Origin of the sequence: Siculibacillus lacustris (assembly GCF_004328075.1) — a bacterium.
GTDB classification, from domain to species: domain Bacteria; phylum Pseudomonadota; class Alphaproteobacteria; order Rhizobiales; family Ancalomicrobiaceae; genus Siculibacillus; species Siculibacillus lacustris.
In genome coordinates this window covers 1-17985 of record NZ_SJFN01000039.1, presented here as the reverse complement: position 1 = coordinate 17985, position 17985 = coordinate 1, and the positions used below count along the sequence as shown (strand labels likewise).

At 71.3% G+C, this 17985-nt stretch carries 18 protein-coding genes and 1 riboswitch; of the genes, 10 read left to right on the top strand and 8 right to left on the bottom strand.

The features are described from left to right. The first annotated feature begins 11 nt into the window (after positions 1-11). The 5 genes from EYW49_RS19485 (at position 12) to EYW49_RS19465 (ending at position 5979) form a co-directional block, all read left to right on the top strand. Positions 12-2210, top strand: a complete 2199-nt coding sequence (locus EYW49_RS19485) for a PepSY domain-containing protein (RefSeq protein ID WP_131311300.1) — start codon at positions 12-14, stop codon at positions 2208-2210. Next, positions 2191-3144, top strand: coding sequence for an FAD:protein FMN transferase (locus tag EYW49_RS19480; RefSeq protein ID WP_131311299.1), 954 nt, complete (start codon positions 2191-2193; stop codon positions 3142-3144). The genes EYW49_RS19485 and EYW49_RS19480 overlap by 20 nt, the downstream gene beginning before the upstream one ends. Positions 3145-3336: 192 nt before the next feature. Next, positions 3337-4365 (top strand): ABC transporter substrate-binding protein, encoded by a 1029-nt coding sequence (locus EYW49_RS19475; RefSeq protein ID WP_131311298.1) that lies wholly within the window; start codon positions 3337-3339, stop codon positions 4363-4365. 56 nt (positions 4366-4421) lie between these two features. Then, entirely contained in the window at positions 4422-5189 is a 768-nt protein-coding gene (locus EYW49_RS19470; protein ID WP_131311297.1) for an ABC transporter ATP-binding protein, read from the top strand. Next, on the top strand, positions 5182-5979 hold the full coding sequence (locus EYW49_RS19465) for an ABC transporter permease (protein ID WP_131311296.1): 798 nt from the start codon (positions 5182-5184) through the stop codon (positions 5977-5979). Before EYW49_RS19470 ends, EYW49_RS19465 begins: the two co-directional genes overlap by 8 nt. A gap of 9 nt (positions 5980-5988) precedes the next feature. Here the strand turns inward: EYW49_RS19465 and EYW49_RS19460 are convergent, their stop codons facing one another. Together EYW49_RS19460 and nirK are read right to left on the bottom strand one after the other, a co-directional pair. Beyond that, entirely contained in the window at positions 5989-6879 is an 891-nt protein-coding gene (locus EYW49_RS19460) for an SUMF1/EgtB/PvdO family nonheme iron enzyme (RefSeq protein ID WP_131311295.1), read from the bottom strand. 50 nt (positions 6880-6929) lie between these two features. Next, on the bottom strand, positions 6930-8039 hold the full coding sequence (gene nirK / locus EYW49_RS19455) for a copper-containing nitrite reductase (RefSeq protein ID WP_131311294.1): 1110 nt from the start codon (positions 8037-8039) through the stop codon (positions 6930-6932). Positions 8040-8208: 169 nt separating this feature from the next. Here nirK and EYW49_RS19450 point away from each other — a divergent pair, with 169 nt between their 5' ends. After that, positions 8209-8922: a Crp/Fnr family transcriptional regulator gene (locus tag EYW49_RS19450; protein WP_228259689.1), complete on the top strand. Its 714-nt coding sequence runs from the start codon at positions 8209-8211 to the stop codon at positions 8920-8922. On the opposite strand, the gene EYW49_RS19445 is transcribed toward EYW49_RS19450, so the two are convergent. After that, entirely contained in the window at positions 8919-9134 is a 216-nt protein-coding gene (locus EYW49_RS19445; RefSeq protein ID WP_131311292.1) for a DUF1858 domain-containing protein, read from the bottom strand. The two genes, EYW49_RS19450 and EYW49_RS19445, sit on opposite strands and share 4 nt — an antisense overlap. A gap of 148 nt (positions 9135-9282) precedes the next feature. Then, positions 9283-10281: an aldo/keto reductase gene (locus EYW49_RS19440; protein ID WP_131311291.1), complete on the bottom strand. Its 999-nt coding sequence runs from the start codon at positions 10279-10281 to the stop codon at positions 9283-9285. A gap of 187 nt (positions 10282-10468) precedes the next feature. On the opposite strand from EYW49_RS19440, the gene EYW49_RS19435 reads away from it, so the two are divergent. Continuing rightward, a complete protein-coding gene (locus EYW49_RS19435; RefSeq protein WP_228259688.1) occupies positions 10469-10990 on the top strand; it encodes a GNAT family acetyltransferase in 522 nt (173 codons plus the stop codon). Positions 10991-11118: 128 nt separating this feature from the next. Here the strand turns inward: EYW49_RS19435 and EYW49_RS19430 are convergent, their stop codons facing one another. Together EYW49_RS19430 and EYW49_RS19425 are read right to left on the bottom strand one after the other, a co-directional pair. Next, entirely contained in the window at positions 11119-11799 is a 681-nt protein-coding gene (locus tag EYW49_RS19430; protein WP_131311290.1) for a DUF2076 domain-containing protein, read from the bottom strand. 95 nt (positions 11800-11894) lie between these two features. After that, positions 11895-12998 (bottom strand): 2'-deoxycytidine 5'-triphosphate deaminase, encoded by a 1104-nt coding sequence (locus tag EYW49_RS19425; RefSeq protein ID WP_131311289.1) that lies wholly within the window; start codon positions 12996-12998, stop codon positions 11895-11897. A gap of 136 nt (positions 12999-13134) precedes the next feature. Next, a riboswitch (SAM riboswitch) is annotated at positions 13135-13215 on the top strand. An 83-nt stretch (positions 13216-13298) separates the two neighbouring features. On the opposite strand from EYW49_RS19425, the gene EYW49_RS19420 reads away from it, so the two are divergent. Both EYW49_RS19420 and apaG read left to right on the top strand, forming a co-directional pair. After that, entirely contained in the window at positions 13299-14495 is a 1197-nt protein-coding gene (locus EYW49_RS19420) for an O-succinylhomoserine sulfhydrylase (protein WP_131311288.1), read from the top strand. Positions 14496-14614: 119 nt separating this feature from the next. Beyond that, a complete protein-coding gene (apaG, locus tag EYW49_RS19415) occupies positions 14615-15007 on the top strand; it encodes a Co2+/Mg2+ efflux protein ApaG (RefSeq protein WP_131311327.1) in 393 nt (130 codons plus the stop codon). Between the two features lie 4 nt (positions 15008-15011). On the opposite strand, the gene EYW49_RS19410 is transcribed toward apaG, so the two are convergent. Continuing rightward, positions 15012-15425, bottom strand: a complete 414-nt coding sequence (locus EYW49_RS19410) for a tellurite resistance TerB family protein (RefSeq protein ID WP_131311287.1) — start codon at positions 15423-15425, stop codon at positions 15012-15014. Between the two features lie 188 nt (positions 15426-15613). On the opposite strand from EYW49_RS19410, the gene EYW49_RS19405 reads away from it, so the two are divergent. Next, complete coding sequence (locus tag EYW49_RS19405; RefSeq protein ID WP_131311286.1) at positions 15614-17266, top strand: lysine--tRNA ligase; 1653 nt, start codon at positions 15614-15616, stop codon at positions 17264-17266. A 4-nt stretch (positions 17267-17270) separates the two neighbouring features. On the opposite strand, the gene EYW49_RS23095 is transcribed toward EYW49_RS19405, so the two are convergent. Next, positions 17271-17985 (bottom strand): thermonuclease family protein (locus tag EYW49_RS23095; protein ID WP_407695492.1); only part of this gene is annotated, 715 nt, incomplete at its 5' end.

Here is a 17985-nt window from a genome sequence, read left to right as displayed (position 1 = left end):
GGCTCTCCGCCATGCTCCGCCGCCTGCACAATCTGCCCGCTCTCGTCCTGGCGCTGGCCCTGGTGGCGATCGCCGTCACCGGCGCCGCGCTCTCGGTCCTGCCCGCCGTCGATCGCCTCTCGACGCCGGCGATCGAACGGGGCACCTCGGTCGCCACCCTCGCCGGCGCGGTGGCGGCCCGCCACGAGGTCGTCTCGACGATCCGGGTCCGGGCGAACGGCGTCGTCACCGCCGCCTTCACCGACGGAGAGACCAGCGGCGTCGAGCGCGTCGACCCGGCGACCGGGGCCGGCCTCGGCTCTTTCGCCCCGGCGCCGGCCACGCGCTGGCTGACCGATCTGCACCGCGCCTTCGCCGCCGGCGACGGCGGTCGGCTCGTCGCCGGCCTGACGGCAATTGCCATGTTGGTCGTGGCGCTCTCCGGTGTGGCGCTGCTCGCCCGCCGGCTCGGCGGCGCCCGCGCCCTGTTGCGCCCGATCCGCGGCTCGGCGCTCGATCGCCTGCACGGCGAAGTGGCGCGTCTCGCCACCGTCGGCCTCGTCCTCTCGTCATTGACCGGTCTGTGGATGTCGGCCTCGACCTTCGATCTCCTGCCCGAGATCCCCGCCGCGGCCCCGCTCGTCGCGGCGAGCACCGGCGCCCCCGCACCGATCGACCGCCTGCGCGCACTCGCGGCCACCGACGTCGCCGATCTCCGCGAACTGACCTTCGCCGACCCCGCCGACCCCACCGACGTCGTCCGCCTGCGCACCGCGCGCGGCGAGGCGATCGTCGATCCGGCGAGCGGCGCGATACTCGCTTTCACCCCGGCGACCCTCGTCGAACGCATCGACGACGTCGTCCGGATGCTCCATACCGGCCGCGGCGCCTGGGCGCTCGGCCTGCTCCTCGGGCTCTCGGCGGCGAGCGTGCCGGTGCTGGCCGGCAGCGGGCTGGTGATGTGGCTGCGCCGCCGCCGGGCTGCCGCCGCGACGGTCGGCGCCGCGCCGGCTGTGCCGGTCGCGGCGGCCGATACGGTCGTCCTGGTCGGCAGCGAGACCGACAGCACCCGCGGCTTCGCCGCGACGCTCGCCCGGGCGCTGACCGCGGCCGGCCACGCCGTCCACCTCGGCGACATGAACGACCTCGGCGAGGCCCATGTCCGCGCCGACCGCCTGATCCTCCTCGCCGCCACCTGGGGCGACGGCGGGGCGCCGGCCTCGGCGAAGCGCTTCCTCGACCGGCTCGCAGCCCTCGAAGGCCGCACGGCCGTGGCGGTCCTCGGCTTCGGCGACCGCACCTTCCCGAACTTCTGCGCCTATGCCCGTTCGGTCGCCGAGGCGCTCGCCGCGAGAGACTTCCCGAAACTCCTGGAGATGCGGCGGATCGACCGGCGCTCGGCGCAGGAATTCGCCCAGTGGGGCCGCGATCTCGGCGCCGTGCTCGGTCACGCCCTGGTGCTCGAGCACGTCGCCGAGACCCCCGCCACCACCGCGCTCGAACTGGTCGAGCGCGAAGACTACGGCGCAGCGATCGGCGCCCCGGTGGCGATCCTGCGCTTTTGCGCGCCGCCGACCCGGAGCGGTCGGCCCGGCCGTCTGCCGGACTTCGAAGCCGGCGATCTGCTCGGGGTGGTGCCGAAGGGCGAGGTCCTGCCGCGCTTCTATTCGCTGGCCTCCTCGAAGGCGGACGGCGTCGTCGAGATCTGCGTGCGTCTGCGCCCCGGCGGTCTGTGCTCGACCCGGCTGCATGCGCTCGAGCCCGGCGACACCATCGACGCCTTCGTGCGCGCCAACCCGGGCTTCCGACCGGCCGACACCGCCTCGTCGCTGATCCTGATCGGTGCCGGCGCCGGCATCGGACCGCTCGCCGGATTCGTGCGCGCCAGCGACGGTGGCCGGCCGATCCACCTCTATTGGGGCGGCCGCAACCCGGCGTCGGATTTCCTCTACGAGGACGAACTGGCCCGTCATCTCGCCGAGAAACGGCTGACCTCGCTCACCACCGCCTTCTCGCGCGGTCCGCTGCCGAGCGCCCATGTGCAGGACCGCCTCGCCGCCGATGCGCCGCGGCTGCGCGAACTGGTGCGCCACGGCGCGCAGATCCTGGTGTGCGGCAGCCGCGACATGAGCGCGGCGGTCTCCCGCACGCTCGACGGCGTCGTCCGTCCGCTGGGTCTGGATCTGGCGACGCTCCGAACCGGAGGCCGTTATGTCGAAGACGTCTATTGAACCCTCCGCCGCCGGGCCCGCTTCCGTGCGCCGCGTGCTGAGCGGACCGGCGATGGGCGCCCGCTGGTCGGCGATCGTCTACGCACCGCAAGCCTTCGACACCGCGGACCTGGCCCAGGCGCTGGCCGACGCGGTCGAGGAGGTCGAGAGCCAGATGTCGAGCTGGCGCCCGGACTCCGACCTCGAACGGCTGAACCGCGCGCCGATCGGCGAGTGGTGCGCGATTCCCCCCCGGCTGCTGATGGTGCTCGAGCGGGCGCTGACCATCGGGCGCCTGTCCGAGGGCGCCTTCGACGTCGGGGTCGGCGATCTGGTCCGTGCCTATGGCTTCGGCGGCGGCCGTCGCACCCCCGACGCCGCGCGGATCGCCGAAACCGCCGGCCGCGCTTCGTTCGTGCCGCCGAAGACGCTCGAGCTCGATCCGGTCGGCGGCCGCGCCCGGCGTCTGGCTCCGCTGACCGTCGATCTCGCCGGCATCGCCAAGGGCTACGGCGTCGATCGTCTCGCCGAAGTGGCGATCGGCTTCGGACTCGCCGCGTTCCTGGTCGGCATCGACGGCGAGTTGCGCGCCCGCGGGACCAAACCCGACGGGCGGCCCTGGGCGATCGCCCAGGAGCGGCCCGATCGGGCGATCCGCGACGTCCTCGGGGTCATCGACCTCACCGACGCCGCCGTCGCCACCTCCGGCACCTATCGCCATGTCGTCGAGATCGACGGCGAGCCGCGGTCCCACACCATGGATCCGGCCACCGGCCGGCCGCTCCGGGGCGATCTGGTCCAGGTCAGCGTGGTGGCGCCCGACTGCACCAGTGCCGACGCCTGGGCGACGGCCCTGTTGGTGATGGGCCGCGACCGCGGTCTGGCGTTCGCGCGCCGCCTCGGCCTGAGCGCCATCCTGGTCGGCGCCGACGGCGCGACGCAGTCGACCTTGTGACGGCGGGCCCGCCGGGCGGATCCCGCGGCGCGTCGCCGGGCCCCTCCGGCCTCCACGGGAACGGGCCGCGGCGGTCGCGGGCGGCGCTCTGAACCGCAGACCGGCGGAACGGATTGTTGTATGTATCCCGGCGCGGACCGAACCTCCGGGAACGGGAGGGCGCGCTTTCGCAGGGAACAAGGGGGCCCCGGGATGTCGACTCACTCTCTCGATCGTCGACGGTTGCTGACCGCCGCCGGCGCCGTCGGTGTCGCCGCGGTGTGGCCGCGCCGCGCCCGCGCCGCCACCAAGGTTGCCCTCGGTGTCCTGCGCCTCGGCAGTCATGCTCCGAGTTTCATCGCCTTCGAGCGCGGCTATTTTCGCGACGAGGGCCTCGACGTCGAATTGAAGTTCTTCGAGGCGGCCCAGCCCCTGGCCGTGGCGATCGCCTCCGGCGACGTCGACTACGGCGTCACCGCGATGAGCGGCGGCCTCGTCAGCCTCGCCGAGAAGAACGCCGTGCGGGTGATCGGCGGGGCGCTGCGCGAGGAGAAGGGCAAGGTCGGATCGGTGGTGCTCGCCTCCAACAAGGCCTGGGAGGCCGGGTTGAAGAGCCCGAAGGATCTCGCCGGCCGCAGCTGGGGCATCACCACCGCCGGCTCGTCGTTTCATTTCATGATCCACAAGGTCGCGCTGGCGGTCGGCGTACCGCTGGCGTCGATCTCGCTCCGGCCGTTGCAGAAGCTCGGCAACCTCGTCGCCGCCCTGTCGAGCGGCCAGATCGACAGCTGGGCGATCCAGCAGAGCATCGCCAAGAAGATGCTCAACGAGGGCACGGCGCGGGTGATCGGCACGATCTCCGACTACGCCCCCGACTATCAGGTGACGACGGTGTTCACCTCCAAGGCCAACGCCTCCGACGAGCGCGAGAAGACCAAGACCTTCATCCGGGCTTATGCCCGCGCCGTCGACGACTACGACGCCGCCTTCGTCGACCGCTCGGCGCCGGCCGGCGAGATCGACGCCCTGACCCGCATCCTCCACACTTATGTCAGCACCTCGAGCCCCTTCGCCGAGGTCCGCGAGATGCTGGTCGACGACGCCACCCGTATCAATCGCGGCCTCGCCCTGTCGTTGACCTCGATCACCGAGCAGCTCGACTGGTTCAAGGCCGAGAAGATGGTCAAGGACACCATCACCCCGGAGATGGTGGTCGACACCTCCTACGTGAAGATCCTCTGACGGTCCGACGTCGTGACCGCATGCCCCCCATTCGGCCCCGTCCGGCGGAGACCTCGATGGACCTGTTGATCGAGAAGGTCGGCCATTCCTATGGATCGGTCGAAGTTCTGCGCGACGTCTCGCTCGACATTCCGCGCGGCCAGATCGTCTGCCTGGTCGGCCCCTCCGGCTGCGGCAAGTCGACCCTGCTGCGCTTTCTCGGCGGGCTCGAGGTGCCGGACCACGGACGGGTGCTGACCGTCGGCGAACCGCCGGCGGATTCGCTCAATCCCCTGACCTACGTCTTCCAGCACTTCGCCCTGCTGCCGTGGCGGACCGTCGAGGGCAACATCCGGCTGGTGCTCGAGGATCATCGCCTCGGACGCGCGGAGACCGAGGCGATCGTCGCCGACGTGCTGGCGCGCACCCGCCTCTCGGAGTTCCGCGGCGCTCTGCCCAAGCAACTGTCGGGCGGCATGAAGCAGCGCGTCGCCATCGCCCGCGCGCTGGCGGTGCGGCCGGCGGTGATGCTGCTCGACGAGCCGCTCTCGGCCCTCGACAGCCAGACCCGCGAATTGTTGCTCGACGACCTCGTCGCCCTGTGGACGCGCCAGCCCTTCACCGCGGTCTACGTCACCCACAACCTCGCCGAGGCGGTGCGCCTCGGGCATCGCATCGTCGTGCTGTCGCGCCGTCCCGGCCGGGTGCGGGCGGTGGTGTCGGTCGACATGCCGCTCGCCGCGCGCAGCCTCGGCGATCCGATCCTCGAGGCGCATCAGAAGGAGCTGTGGGACCTGATGCGCGACGAGGCGATGGCGGCGGATCGGGAGTTGATCGGTGACTGAGCTCAGGGGACGTCCGGTGGCCTTTCGCGGGCGGGGCTTCGCGCCGCGGCCGATTCCCGGCATCGGGCTGGTGGTGTTCGTGGTGCTGATCGGCGCCGCCGAACTCGGCACGCGCAGCGGCTGGATCTCGGCGCTGACGCTGCCGCGCCCCTCGGCGGTGTTCGCCAATTTCGTCGATCTATGGAAGAGCGGCCTGCTGTGGGTCCATCTGGTGCCGTCGCTGCGGCGCCTCGCGGTCGGCGGCTGCCTCGGCATCGGCGTCGGCGTGTCGCTGGGGGTCGCGATCGGCCTGTTCGGGCTGGTCCGGGCGGGGCTGGTGCCGCTGGTCGCGGCGCTGTTTCCGATCCCCAAGATCGCCCTGCTGCCGCTGTTCGTGATCTGGTTCGGCATCGACGAGACCTCGAAATACATGCTGATCGCCTTCGGCACCTTCACCCCGACGGTGGTCGCGACCTATGGCGCGGTCGACAACGTCGATCGCGGCCTGATCCGCATGGGCCAGAGCTTCGGCCTGAGCTGGTGGTCGATCGTCACCAAGATCGTGCTGCCCGGCGCCTTTCCCGGCATCCTGTCGGGCCTCAGGGTGTCGATCTCGATCGGCATCATCCTGCTCGCCGCCGCCGAGATGCTCGGCGCCGAATTCGGGGTCGGGGCCTATATCCTGGAGGCCGGCTCGCTCTACGATCTCGAGCGGCTGTTCACCGGCGTCGCTCTGCTGTCGATCCTCGGGCTGATCGTCAGCCGCGCGATCACCGCCGTCGAGAACCGCTTCCTCGATTGGCGCGGCTGAGGCGGCGCCTCACCGGAGCGCCGCCGTCGGCAGGATCGACGCGACCAGGGCGGCGAGGCGCTGGGGGAGGGTGAGATCGGGATCGTCGCGGATCAGGCGGGCGCCGAGATTGCTCGGCGGCGTGCCGACCGAACAGCCGCCGCTGCGCGGATCGCGGACGAAGTCGCTGACGTAGCCGCGATGGCGCCCTTCGACGACGCGCACACCGCAGTTGCGAGTCTCCCGCGGCCCGGCCCCGGCGCCGTCGACATGGCGCGACCAGCAGCCGTCGGTCCATTCCCAGACGTTGCCGGCGACGTCGGCGAGGCCGTGGGAGTTGGTGCCGAAATGGCCGAAGGGCCGCGGCTTGCGATCGATCGGGGCCGCCTTCGCCGATTCGGCGGCATAGGCGGCGAGCCAACGCCGGGCCGGATCGCGCGGATCGGCGGCGGCCACGGCGGTCTCTTCGACATGGGCTTCCGCCGCGAGCCGGACCCATTCGGCGTCGGTGGGCAGGCGATAATGGTGTCCGGTGGTCCGCGACAGCCAGGCCGCATAGGCGGTGGCGTCGCGCCAACTGAGGCCGACCGCCGGCAGATCGTCGCGGGCCGGGGCCTCGTCGGCGTCGTCGGGTCCGTCGCAGGCCTTCGCCGCGACACAGGCGCGATAGGCCGCGGCGCTGACCTGGGTGCGCATCACCGCGAGCGGCCGTTCGAACGTGACCGCGACCACCGGCGCATCGACGCCGCTGCCGTCGCGGCTGAAGTCGCCCGCGGCCCGGTAGGTGACCGTGGTCGGTGGCAGGATCACCAGATCGGTCGAATCGGTCGGCGGCATCGTCGGCGTGCCGATCAGCATGCCGACGGCGACGACGGTCGCGAGGCCGGAGGAGAGCAGGACCCGATGACGGGGGATCGACATGGTGATCGCTCCTCGGCCGGGCCCTGGACGGACCCGGCCCCTTGCGGTGCTCAGTGGGTGGCGATCGGGCCGGCGGCGGAGACCAGCTTCATCAGGTCGTCGTTCCAGGTGCCCTCGACCTTGAAATGGGCGGTGGCGCCGAGTTCGGTCGCTTCGATCAGGTTGTGGTTGACGTAGGCGTAGATCCCGGGCTGGCGGAAGGTGTAGAGCGCCGCGCCGGCCGATCCGCCGCGGATGAACCAGGTCTCGAGCCCGGTCTGGGGCGGGTTGTCGAACTTGCCGGTCTCCCACACGTAGTCGCCGTGGCCACCGATGATGTGCGGGCGGGTGTCGCGATTGGCCTGGGCGTGGACGATCAGCACCGTCTCGCCGACCTTGGCGGTGAGCGCGTGGTCGCCGGTCAGCGCCCCGACCTTGCCCTCGAACACCACGTGCGACGGGATCAGGCCGCGCATGGTCTTGGTGACGTCCTCGTAGGCGTCGCCGAGCGACGGGTAGGTCTTGTAGGCGCCCTTGGCGTCCTTGGGGACGTAGAAGTCGCTCTCGCCGATGTACCAGACGCGATCGTAGTGGAGCTTCTTGCCGGCGCGATCGGTGAGACCGCCGCGTGGCATCACCATCACCACGCCGTTCATGCCCGAGGTGACGTGCCAGGGGATCATGCCGGGAGGGGCGCAGTGATAGACGAACACGCCGGGCCGGGTCGCCTTGAACCGCAGGGTCGCCTGTTCGCCGGGCGCCACCAGGGTCAGTTCGCCGCCGCCGAGCGCGCCGGTCGCGGCATGGAAGTCGATGTTGTGCGGCATGGTGTTGGTGTCGGGGTTGATCAGCGTCAGCTGCAGATAGTCGCCCTCGTGGACGATCATCATCGGCCCCGGGATCCAGCCGTCGTAGGTCATGGCGTGCATCTTGGTGCCGTCGGAGTCGATGACGATCTCCTTCTCGACGATGGTCATGGTGAACTCGACCACCTTCGGCGCCTCGGCCGTCGCCTGCTCGTGGGCATGGACGAAGGGCGGGGCGACCAGATCGACCTTGACGTGGCGCAGCGCCGCGACGTCGTCGCCCGTGGCGGCGGCGAGGGCCGGAGCAGCGGTCGCCGCGGCGGCGGCGAGGGCGACCAGGGTGGAACCGAACAGGGCATCGCGACGGGAGAGCATGACCGGCGTCCTTCACAGCGGGTTTCGTGGGGCAGCAGCGTGTTTCGTTGGGAGGACCTTGCGCCCGGTCGGCGCTTCCTTCGTTGTCCGGGAACAAACTGGATTACACTCGCAGGTCGCGGCTCCACCGGAAGGGCCGTCCGGCCGCCCCACGCGGAGGAACCAGCGCTTGTCCGCCCGACGCCTCGATCGATCCCTGATCCGCGACCTCGGCCTGTTCCACTCGCTCGGCGAGGCCGATCTCGACACCGTCTTGGCGACCGCGCGGGTGCAGCGGATCGCCGAGGGCGCGACGGTGTTCGAACAGGGCACCGTCGCCGATGCCTTCTATGTCCTCCTGCACGGTCGGCTGAAGGCGGTGCAGTCGACGCCCGACGGCCGCCAGGTGGTGGTCCGCCACCTCGATCCCGGCGACCTGTTCGGCATCGCCATGGCAATGCGCCGCCCGGATTATCCCGCGAGCGCGGTGGCGGTGGTCGAGAGTCTGGTGATCGGCTGGCCGGCGAGCGAATGGGACGGCTTCGTCGGCCGCAATCCCACGGTCGCCCTCGATACGCTGCGCACCGTCGCCGAGCGTCTCCAGGACGCCACCACCCGCATCCGCGAATTGTCGACCGAGGAGGTCGAGCGCCGCATCGCCCATGCGGTGTTGCGGCTGGTCGCTCAGGCGGGCCGCAAGACCGACGAGGGCATCCTGATCGATTTTCCGATCACCCGCCAGGAACTGGCGGACATGACCGGATCGACGCTGCACACCGTCAGCCGCACGCTGAGCGCCTGGGAGGCCCAGGGGCTGGTGAAGAACGGGCGCCGCAAGATCGTGGTCTGCGCCCCGCATCGGCTGCGCCTCGTCGCCGACGGCGGCGAGCGCGAATCCGACTAGCGGGGGGCCTCGTGCGCCCGCCCGGCGGCGGCGGCCAATTGGGCGAGCACCGTGGCGCGGTCGAGCGCATGCTCGGCGCAGGCCTCGGCGATCGTGTGCATCCGCCCGACCGGGCAGCCGATGCAGTGCATCCGGTTGGCCAGGAACACCGCGATCGTCGCGGGCCACCGCCTCATGACGTCGTCGACGACGCTCTCCGGGTCGATGTCCATCGTCGCCGACCTTCCATTCGAGTTGGTCGTGACGATAGCGCCGCGGCGGCTGGCGTCGTTGTGCGGGAACAACCCCACGGGCGATGCCCGCGCCGCCGGTGATCGCCGCTCACCGGCGCGACGGGTCGCCGCCGGCCCTGCCCCCCCTTCACTTCTTCGGGACGAAGGCCGCGGTCGCGCCGTAGCGCTCGCCGGTGATCTCCTCGGGCGGAATCGCCGCTTCGATCGCCGCCACGTCGGCCGCCGACAGCAAGACGCTCGCTGCCGCGGCGTTCTCCTCCAGCCGGTCGATCCGCCGCGTGCCCGGGATCGGCACGATGTCGTCGCCCTTGGCCAGCACCCAGGCCAGCGCCAATTGCGCCTTGGTCGCGCCGTGGCTCTCGGCGATCTCTTCGAGGACCGCCACGAAACGGGCGTTGGCGGCGAGCGCCGCCTCCTGGAAGCGCGGCAGGCGGCGGCGGAAGTCGCCCTCGGCGAGGTCGGTCGCGGCGGTCACGCTGCCGGCGAGGAAGCCGCGGCCGAGCGGCGAGAACGGCACGAAGCCGATGCCGAGCGCCCGCGCGGCCGGCAGCACCTCGGCCTCGACGCCGCGCGTCCACAGCGAATATTCGCTCTGCACCGCGGCGATCGGATGCTCGTGGTGGGCCCGGCGCAAGGTCACGGCGTCGACCTCGGAGACGCCGACGAAGCGCACCTTGCCCTGGCGCACCAGGTCGCCCATCGCCCCGACGCTCTCCTCGACCGGCACCTTGGGGTCGACCCGGTGCAGATAGAACAGATCGATCACCTCGATGCCCAATCGCTTCAGGCTCTCCTCGGCGACCTTGACCGCGGTCTCCGGACGGCCGTCGAGCCCGATCATGCGGTCGACCGACGAGCCGGTGTCCGGGCCGATCTCGAAGCCGAACTTGGTGGCGATGGTGACCTTATCGCGCAGGCCCTTCAGCGCCTTGCCGAGCAGGATCTCGTTGGTATAGGGGCCATAGACCTCGGCGGTGTCGAAGAAGGTGATGCCGATGTCGACCGCGCGGCGCAGCGTGTCGATCGATTTGGCTTCCTCCTGGCCGCCGTAGGCATGGCTCATGCCCATGCAGCCGAGGCCGATGGCGGAGACTTCCAAATCGGGACCGAGACGGCGGGTGCGCATGGCGGAACTCCTCGAGGAACGGGTACGGGTTGGTACTATGGCGCCTGTCGCGGCGCTTGCCCAGGTTCACCGACGCCGACTCAGGGTCGCGCTCTCGGCAAGGGAGGCGATCCGGGAAGCCCCGACCTGCCGCGCGCTCGCGCCTCTGCTAGGATCGCCGGTCCCGAGATCGAGCGAGGACGACCACGTGAGCGATACGATTCCTGAGACGGCGAACGACCCGGCGATCGGCGAAGCGCGCGCGCAAGACGACGCGGCGGTGGTGGCATTGTGGACCGCCTGCGGGCTGGTGCGGCCGTGGAACGATCCGTTCGACGACATCCGCCTGTGCCGCGAGTCCGGCCACGGGGTGCTGCTGGTGGCGCGCGACCAGGGCCGGGTCGTCGGCGCGGTGATGACCGGCCACGACGGCCACCGCGGAGCGGTCTATTACCTCGGCGTCGATCCCGCCGCCCGCCGCGCCGGCTGGGGGCGGCGTCTGGTCGCCGCGGCGGAAGATTGGTGCCGGGCGCGCGGGCTGCCCAAGATCAATCTCCTGGTGCGCAAGGAGAATTCCGGCGTTCTCGGGTTCTACGAGGCGCTCGGCTGGCGCGACACCGGCTGCGTCTGCCTCTACCGCGCCCTCGACCCCGACAAGGCCGAGGTCGAAGCGGCCCAGAAGGCCGAGTGGGCGGCACGCGTCGCCGCGAAGGCGGGCGCCGGGCGCTGAGGGGGCGTCGAGCGCGGCGCGCCGATCGTCGCGATCGCGCCCGCGCGGCGGTCGGTCCCCGCTTCGGATCTGCCGGGGCCCGCAGGAGCGGGCGCCGTCGCCCGCCCGCGCGTCGCGGCCTTGGTCGCTCAGGTGTCGTCCGAGCCGCCGAAGTCGCCGCCGTCGTCGGACGAGTCGAACAGGCCGGCGGTGCGGGTGTCGTCGCCGCCGAAACCGCCCGAGCTGCGGTCATAGCCGCCGCGGTCACCCTCGAAGACGTTGACCGTCTCGTTGACGATCGTCGTCGGCTGATCGAACAGGCCGGCGCTCTGGCCATAGCCGCCGTAGCCGTGCGAGCCGCCGCCGAACAGACCCTTGATCGCCTCGAAGGCGAACAAACCGCCGGCCACGCCGGCGCCGGTCCGGAGCGCGCTGCCCCAGAAGCTGCTGCCCTGCTGCGGCGCCGTCTGGCCCCAGGGGCCGGAGGCGGGGGCCTGCGGCGGTCCCCACGGTCCCGGCGTCGGCGCGGGCGACGGGCCCCACGGACCGGCACTCGGGGCGGGGGCGGGCGCGCCGCCGAACAAGCCGCCGCTCGTCGGCGCGGAGCCGACGTTGGCGAGCTGCTGCTTCAGCGCTTCGTTCTCTTGCGCGAGAGCGGCGCGGGCCCGGTCGGTCAGCACCAGGGCGCGCACCAGCGCCAGCCCGGCGCCACGCTCGGCCGCGAGCTGCGCCGCCACGAGGCCGGAAGCCTCGGCGTCCGGCTGACCCTGGTCCATCGCCTTCAGACGGGCGAACACGTCCTTGATGATCTCGGCTTCCTGCGGCGTCATGGCCGGCTCCTCGTCTCGGATCGTGGACGTCGCCCGCGGGCGATCGTCCGGAAAGAGAGATGGGGAGTGCGAGGCGGGATGCAAGACGCGCGCGATCAGGTGCGGAAGTGCTTGGAGAGCTTCAGGCCCTGGGCCTGGTAGTTGGAGCCGATGCCCTCGCCGTAGAGCCGCGCCGGGCGATGGGCCATGCGCTCGTAGACCAGTCGCCCGACGGTCTGGCCGTGGTCGAGGATGAACGGCACTTCGTGCGAGCGCACCTCAAGCACCGCCCGGGCGCCGCGGCCGCCGACCGGGGCATGGCCGAAGCCAGGATCGAAGAAGCCGGCATAATGGACCCGGAATTCGCCGACCAGCGGATCGAACGGCACCATCTCGGCGGCATAGTCCGGCGGCACGTGCACCGCCTCGCGCGACACCAGGATATAGAATTCGTCCGGATCGAGGATCAGCGAGCGCCGGCCGCGATTGTCGATCGGCTCCCAGAAGTCGTGGAGGTCGAGCGCCCCCTTGCGGTCGACGTCGACCAGCCCGGTGTGGCGCTTGGCGCGGTAGCCGACCAGTTGCCCGCCGCTGCCCTCGGCCCCTTCGAGGTCGATCGACACGGCGAGACCCCCGTGGAACATCGCCTCGCCGCCGCTGACGATCGGGTCGCGGGCGTGCAGCGCCGCCAGTTCGCGGTCGTCGAGCCGGGTGTCGCCGCGCCGGAAGCGGATCTGCGACAGCCGCGAGCCGGCCCGCACCAGGACCGGGAAGGTGCGCGGGCTGATCTCCAGATAGAGCGGCCCCCGGTAGCCGGCGGGGATCGTGTCGAAGGCCCGGGTGTGGTCGACGATGACGCGGGTGAACACGTCGAGCCGCCCGGTCGAGCTCTTGGGGTTGGTCGAGGCCGCGACGTCGGCCGGCAGTTCGAGGCTCTCCATCAGCGGCACGATGTAGACGCAGCCGGTCTCCAGCACCGCGCCGACCGACAGATCGATCTCGTGCAGGGTCAAGGCCCCGACCTTGTCGGCGACCGAACAGTCCGGTCCCGGCAGGAACGATGCGCGGACGCGCAGCGCCCGCGATCCCAGCCGCAGGTCGAGGCTCGCCGGCTGCACCTGATCGGCGTCGAACGGCCGCTCGGTGCGGATGCCGCCGGCCTGCGCCAGCGCATGGATGTCCTGCACCGCCAGGATGCCGTCCACCGCTACTTCGTCCATGTCGGGGATCCGCCTCGTCGTCGTCCGTGGTTTCCTGCGGTTTCCTAGCCGATCGTCGCGCCCGCCGCCAGCCGGGCGATGGGGGAAAGCCCGCATCGACGGCCCGTTGACGCGCCCGGATCGCAGGACTAAGACGAAACGGTCCCGTGGTCATTTGAGCCGGCCGGCTTGCCGCCACGTTAAACAACGATGCTAAAAGGGCCGGGATCTGGGACAAGTGACCCGGTCCGGCGCCCGTCGGCCGGGTTTTCGTTTCTTCGTCGGCGCACGCGCGGCGGAGGACCGTCCGGAGTGAGAGCCATGTCCGATACGCCGCGCCGTCGCCGCCCCGCCACCGAACTCGTCCACGGCGGCATCACCCGCTCCCAGTGGGCCGAGACCTCCGAGGCGCTGTTCCTGACCCAGGGCTACGTCTATGCCAACGCCGAAGAGGCCGAGGCGCGCTTCCTCGGCACCTCGCCCGGCTATCAATACACCCGCTTCGGCAACCCCACCGTGACCATGTTCGAGGAGCGCATGGCGCTGCTCGAAGGGGCGGAAGCCGCCCGCGCCACGGCGACCGGCATGGCCGCGGTGACCGCGGCGCTGCTCTGCCAGCTCTCCGCCGGCGATCACGTGGTCGCCGCCAAGGCGCTGTTCGGCTCCTGCCGCTACGCGGTCGAGGAGCTCTGTCCGCGCTTCGGCATCGCCTCGACCCTGGTCGACGGCACCGACCTCGCCCAGTGGAAGGCGGCGATCCGCCCGAACACCAAGGTGCTGTTCCTGGAGAGCCCGACCAATCCGACCCTCGAGGTTTACGACATCGCCGCGATCGCCGAGATCGCCCACGACGCCGGCGCCCGGCTGATCGTCGACAACGTCTTCGCCACGCCGTGCTGGCAGTCGCCGCTCGCTCTCGGCGCCGACGTCGTGGTCTATTCGGCGACCAAGCACATCGACGGTCAGGGCCGCTGTCTCGGCGGCGTGGTGCTGTCGAGCCAGAAGTTCGTCGACGACCATCTCCAGGTGTTCATCCGCCAGACCGGCCCGTCGCTGTCGCCGTTCAACGCCTGGGTCCTGCTCAAGGGGCTCGAGACCCTGTCGCTGCGGGTCGAGAAACAGACGGCCAACGCCGCCCGCCTCGCCGATGTGCTGGTCGGCCTGCCGGGGATCTCCCGGGTGATCTATCCCGGCCGCGCCGATCATCCCCAGGCCGCTCTCGTCGCCCGCCAGATGCGCGCCGGCTCGACGCTGATCGCCTTCGAAGTGGCCGGCGGCAAGGCCGGGGCCTTCGCCTTCTCCAACGCCCTGGAGATCGTCAAGATCTCCAACAATCTCGGCGACGCCAAGAGCCTGATCACCCATCCGGCGACCACCACCCACCAGCGCCTGAAGCCCGAGGCCCGCGCCGAACTCGGCATCACCGACGGCCTGCAGCGCCTGTCGGTCGGTCTCGAGGACATCGACGACCTGATCGACGACGTGACGCAAGCCGCGCGCGCCGCCGCCCGCCGCTGACCTCAGGCCGGCGCGGCCCGGGGGGTTGCGCCGGTCGCCGGTTGCGGCATGATGACGGCGAGAAGTCGGTCGGGACGCGATCCGCGCGCCGACGACGGCGGTTGCCCACGGGTGTCGAGATGTATCAGGCGGTCACGCACGGAATCCGGGTCACGGTCACGCCGGAGTTCCAGAGGGACAAGTCGGAGCCCGAGGAGGCGCGCTGGTTCTGGGCCTATACGGTGGAGATCACCAACATCGGCGCCGGCCCGGTGCGCCTGCGCGCCCGCCATTGGCGGATCGTCGACGCCCGCGGCCAGACCCAGGAGGTCAACGGCCCCGGCGTGGTCGGCGAACAGCCGCTGATCGAGCCCGGCGCGACCTTCGAATACACGTCGGGCTGCCCGCTGGCGACGCCGTCGGGTTTCATGGTCGGCAGCTACCGCATGCAGGACGCCGCGGGCGCCTTCTTCGACGTCGACATCCCGGCCTTCTCCCTCGACGTCCCGAGCGTCCCGCGGGTGCTGAACTGAGGGCTCACATCTTCCGATACCGGACCCGTGCCGAGCGCTCGATCGCCGCGGAGATCAGCGGGTCGAGGTCGAAGGCGTCGCGCAGCATCTCCAGGAAGCGCAGTTCCTCCTGGTCGGCGACCCGGTCGACCGCCACCACCTCGACGCACAGTGCGTAGGCGGTCTCGTAGAGCTTGTCGGGCAGCGCCGCCTTGGCGCGCTGCAGCAGGCGGTCGAGGCCGTCGTCGGCTTCCAGGAAGTTCGCCGTTTCGTCGGCCAGCGCCGGCAGACGCGCCCGGTCGAAGTCTTCGAACACCGGCAGCGTGCCGACCAAGAGCCCGATCTCGGCGACCTCCTTCTCGGTCATCCGGCGGTCGGCCATCGAGACGGTGACCATCAGATGAATCAGGGCCTCGTGCGGACTGAAGGGCTTCGGCATGGAGTCTCCGTGGGGATCCGTGGGAAAGGGGCGGCGGGACGGTAGGTCCGCGGGCGGCCGCTGGCAAGTCGACCCTCGTCGTGGCCGCCGCATCCGGCGACACGTTGACGCTCCATCCCGCCGCGACTAGTGTCCGCCGGCCCCGCCCGGGGGCGCGATCCCGCCCGAATGCCTGTGAGGTACCGTCCATGACCGCTGCGACGCCGCGCGCGCTCGATCTGTCCGCCGAACTCGTGGCGGCCGCCGCCAAGTCCAAGGCGTGGCCGTTCGAAGAGGCGCGCAAGATCGTCGCCCGGCTGGAGACCGCGCCCAAGGACGTGGTGCTGTTCGAGACCGGCTACGGCCCCTCGGGCCTGCCGCACATCGGCACCTTCGGCGAAGTCGCGCGCACCTCGATGGTCCGCCACGCCTTCCGGGTGCTGACCGGCGACCGCATCCCGACCCGGTTGCTGTGCTTCTCCGACGACATGGACGGGCTGCGCAAGGTGCCCGACAACGTGCCCAACAAGGAGATGGTCACCGCCCATCTCGGCCGGCCGCTGACAGAGGTCCCCGATCCCTTCGGCACCCACGACAGTTTCGGCGCCCACAACAACGCCATGTTGCGCGGCTTCCTCGACGCCTTCGGTTTCGACTACGAGTTCGCCTCGTCGACCGAATATTACCGCTCCGGCCGGTTCGACGCGACGCTGCTGGCGGTGCTCGCCAACTACGACGCGGTGATGAAGATCATGCTGCCGTCGCTCGGCGAGGAGCGGCGCGCCACTTATTCGCCGTTCCTGCCGATCTGCCCGCGCACCCGCATCGTCCTGCAGGTGCCGATGGAGCGCATCGATGCGGCCGCCGGCACCGTGACCTGGCGCGATCCCGAGACCGGCGAAGCGGTGACCCAGTCGGTCACCGGCGGCAACGTCAAGCTGCAGTGGAAGCCCGACTGGGGCATGCGCTGGGCGGCGCTGGGCGTCGACTATGAAATGGCCGGCAAGGATCTGATCGACTCGGTCAAGCTCTCGTCGAAGATCTGCCGGGCGATCGGCGGCCGTCCGCCCGAGGGATTCAACTACGAGCTGTTCCTCGACGAGAAGGGCCAGAAGATCTCGAAGTCCAAGGGCAACGGCCTGACCATCGACGACTGGCTGACCTATGCCTCGCCCGAGAGCCTGTCGCTCTACATGTTCCGCGAGCCGAAGGCGGCCAAGAAGCTGTTCTTCGACGTGATCCCGCGCAACGTCGACGAATATTACCAGTTCCTCGACGCCTTCGATCGCCAGACGCTCGAGCAGCAGATCGCCAATCCGGTCTGGCACGTCCATTCGGGCGAGCCGCCGAAGAAGCACATGCCGGCCTCGTTCTCGATGCTGATGAACCTGGTCTCGGCCTCGAACGCCGAGGACGCCGGCGTGCTGTGGGGCTTCATCCGCCGCAATTCGCCGGAGATCACCCCGGAGACCGCCCCGGAACTCGATCGGCTGGTCCAGTACGCGATCCGCTACTTCCACGACTTCGTCAAGCCGAACAAGGTCTTCCGCGCCCCCGACGCCGCCGAGCGCGAGGCGCTCGCCGCCCTCGATGCGGCGCTCGCCGCCCTGCCGGCCGACGCCGATGCCGACACCGTCCAGACCATCGTCTTCGACGTCGGCCGCGCCCATTTCCCCGACCCGGCCAAGAAGGGCCCGGACGGCGGTCCCGGCGTGTCGCTCGGCTTCTTCGCCGGCCTCTACCAGATCCTGCTCGGTCAGGAGAAGGGCCCGCGCTTCGGCTCCTTCGTGGCGCTCTACGGCCTCGCCGAGACCCGGGCGCTGATCGCCGCGGCGCTGTCCGGCGCACTTGCGTCGGTCTGAGGCCTCACGGAATCAGCCGCATCGGCCCCTCCGGCCCCGCCGCGAGCGGGCGGGAGACCGACGCGGGCGGCACCGGCGGCGGAGCGACCGTCACGGGCGGGAGCGGCGCCGCTTCGACCGTCGGCGGCAAGGCCCGGGCCGGGGCCTCGACGACGCGCGGCGGCGCCTCGGCGGTCCCGCCGGCCAAGGGCGCGGTGGTGCGATCGGGCGGCACGTCGACGCCGTTCGGCCCGGCATCGGGGAGCGGGGCCACCGGCGGCGCGACGCTGCGATGGACGCCGCGGCCTTCGCGCTGCGCCGTTTCGGCCGCCGCGCGCGCCGTCTCGCTGCTCTCGTCCGGGCGCGCCCAGCCCTGTTCCACCGCCCAGGTCGCCAGATCGATGCCGCCGATGGTGCAGGCGACGTCGAAGGTGCCGGTGCGCGCCGTCTTCGGCAGCGGGCAGGTGACCGTCCGGCCGCGCACGAAGGCGCGGATCGCCGCCAGCGCCCGTCGGCCGCAGGGCCAGATCTGCCCGGCCGCATCGCGACAGGTCTCGTCGAGCGGCACCGCCACCACCCCCGGCAGGCGCAGGTGCAGGCGTCCGGCGCCGAGCGTCGCGGCGTCCTCGACCACCACCGGCGCCAGCCGGCGCGGAACGATCGGCGCCGCCGGGAGGGCCGGCGGCTGCGGCGGCGCGACCCGTTGCGGCGGCGTTGCAGCGGCGGGCGGCGGCGCCAGG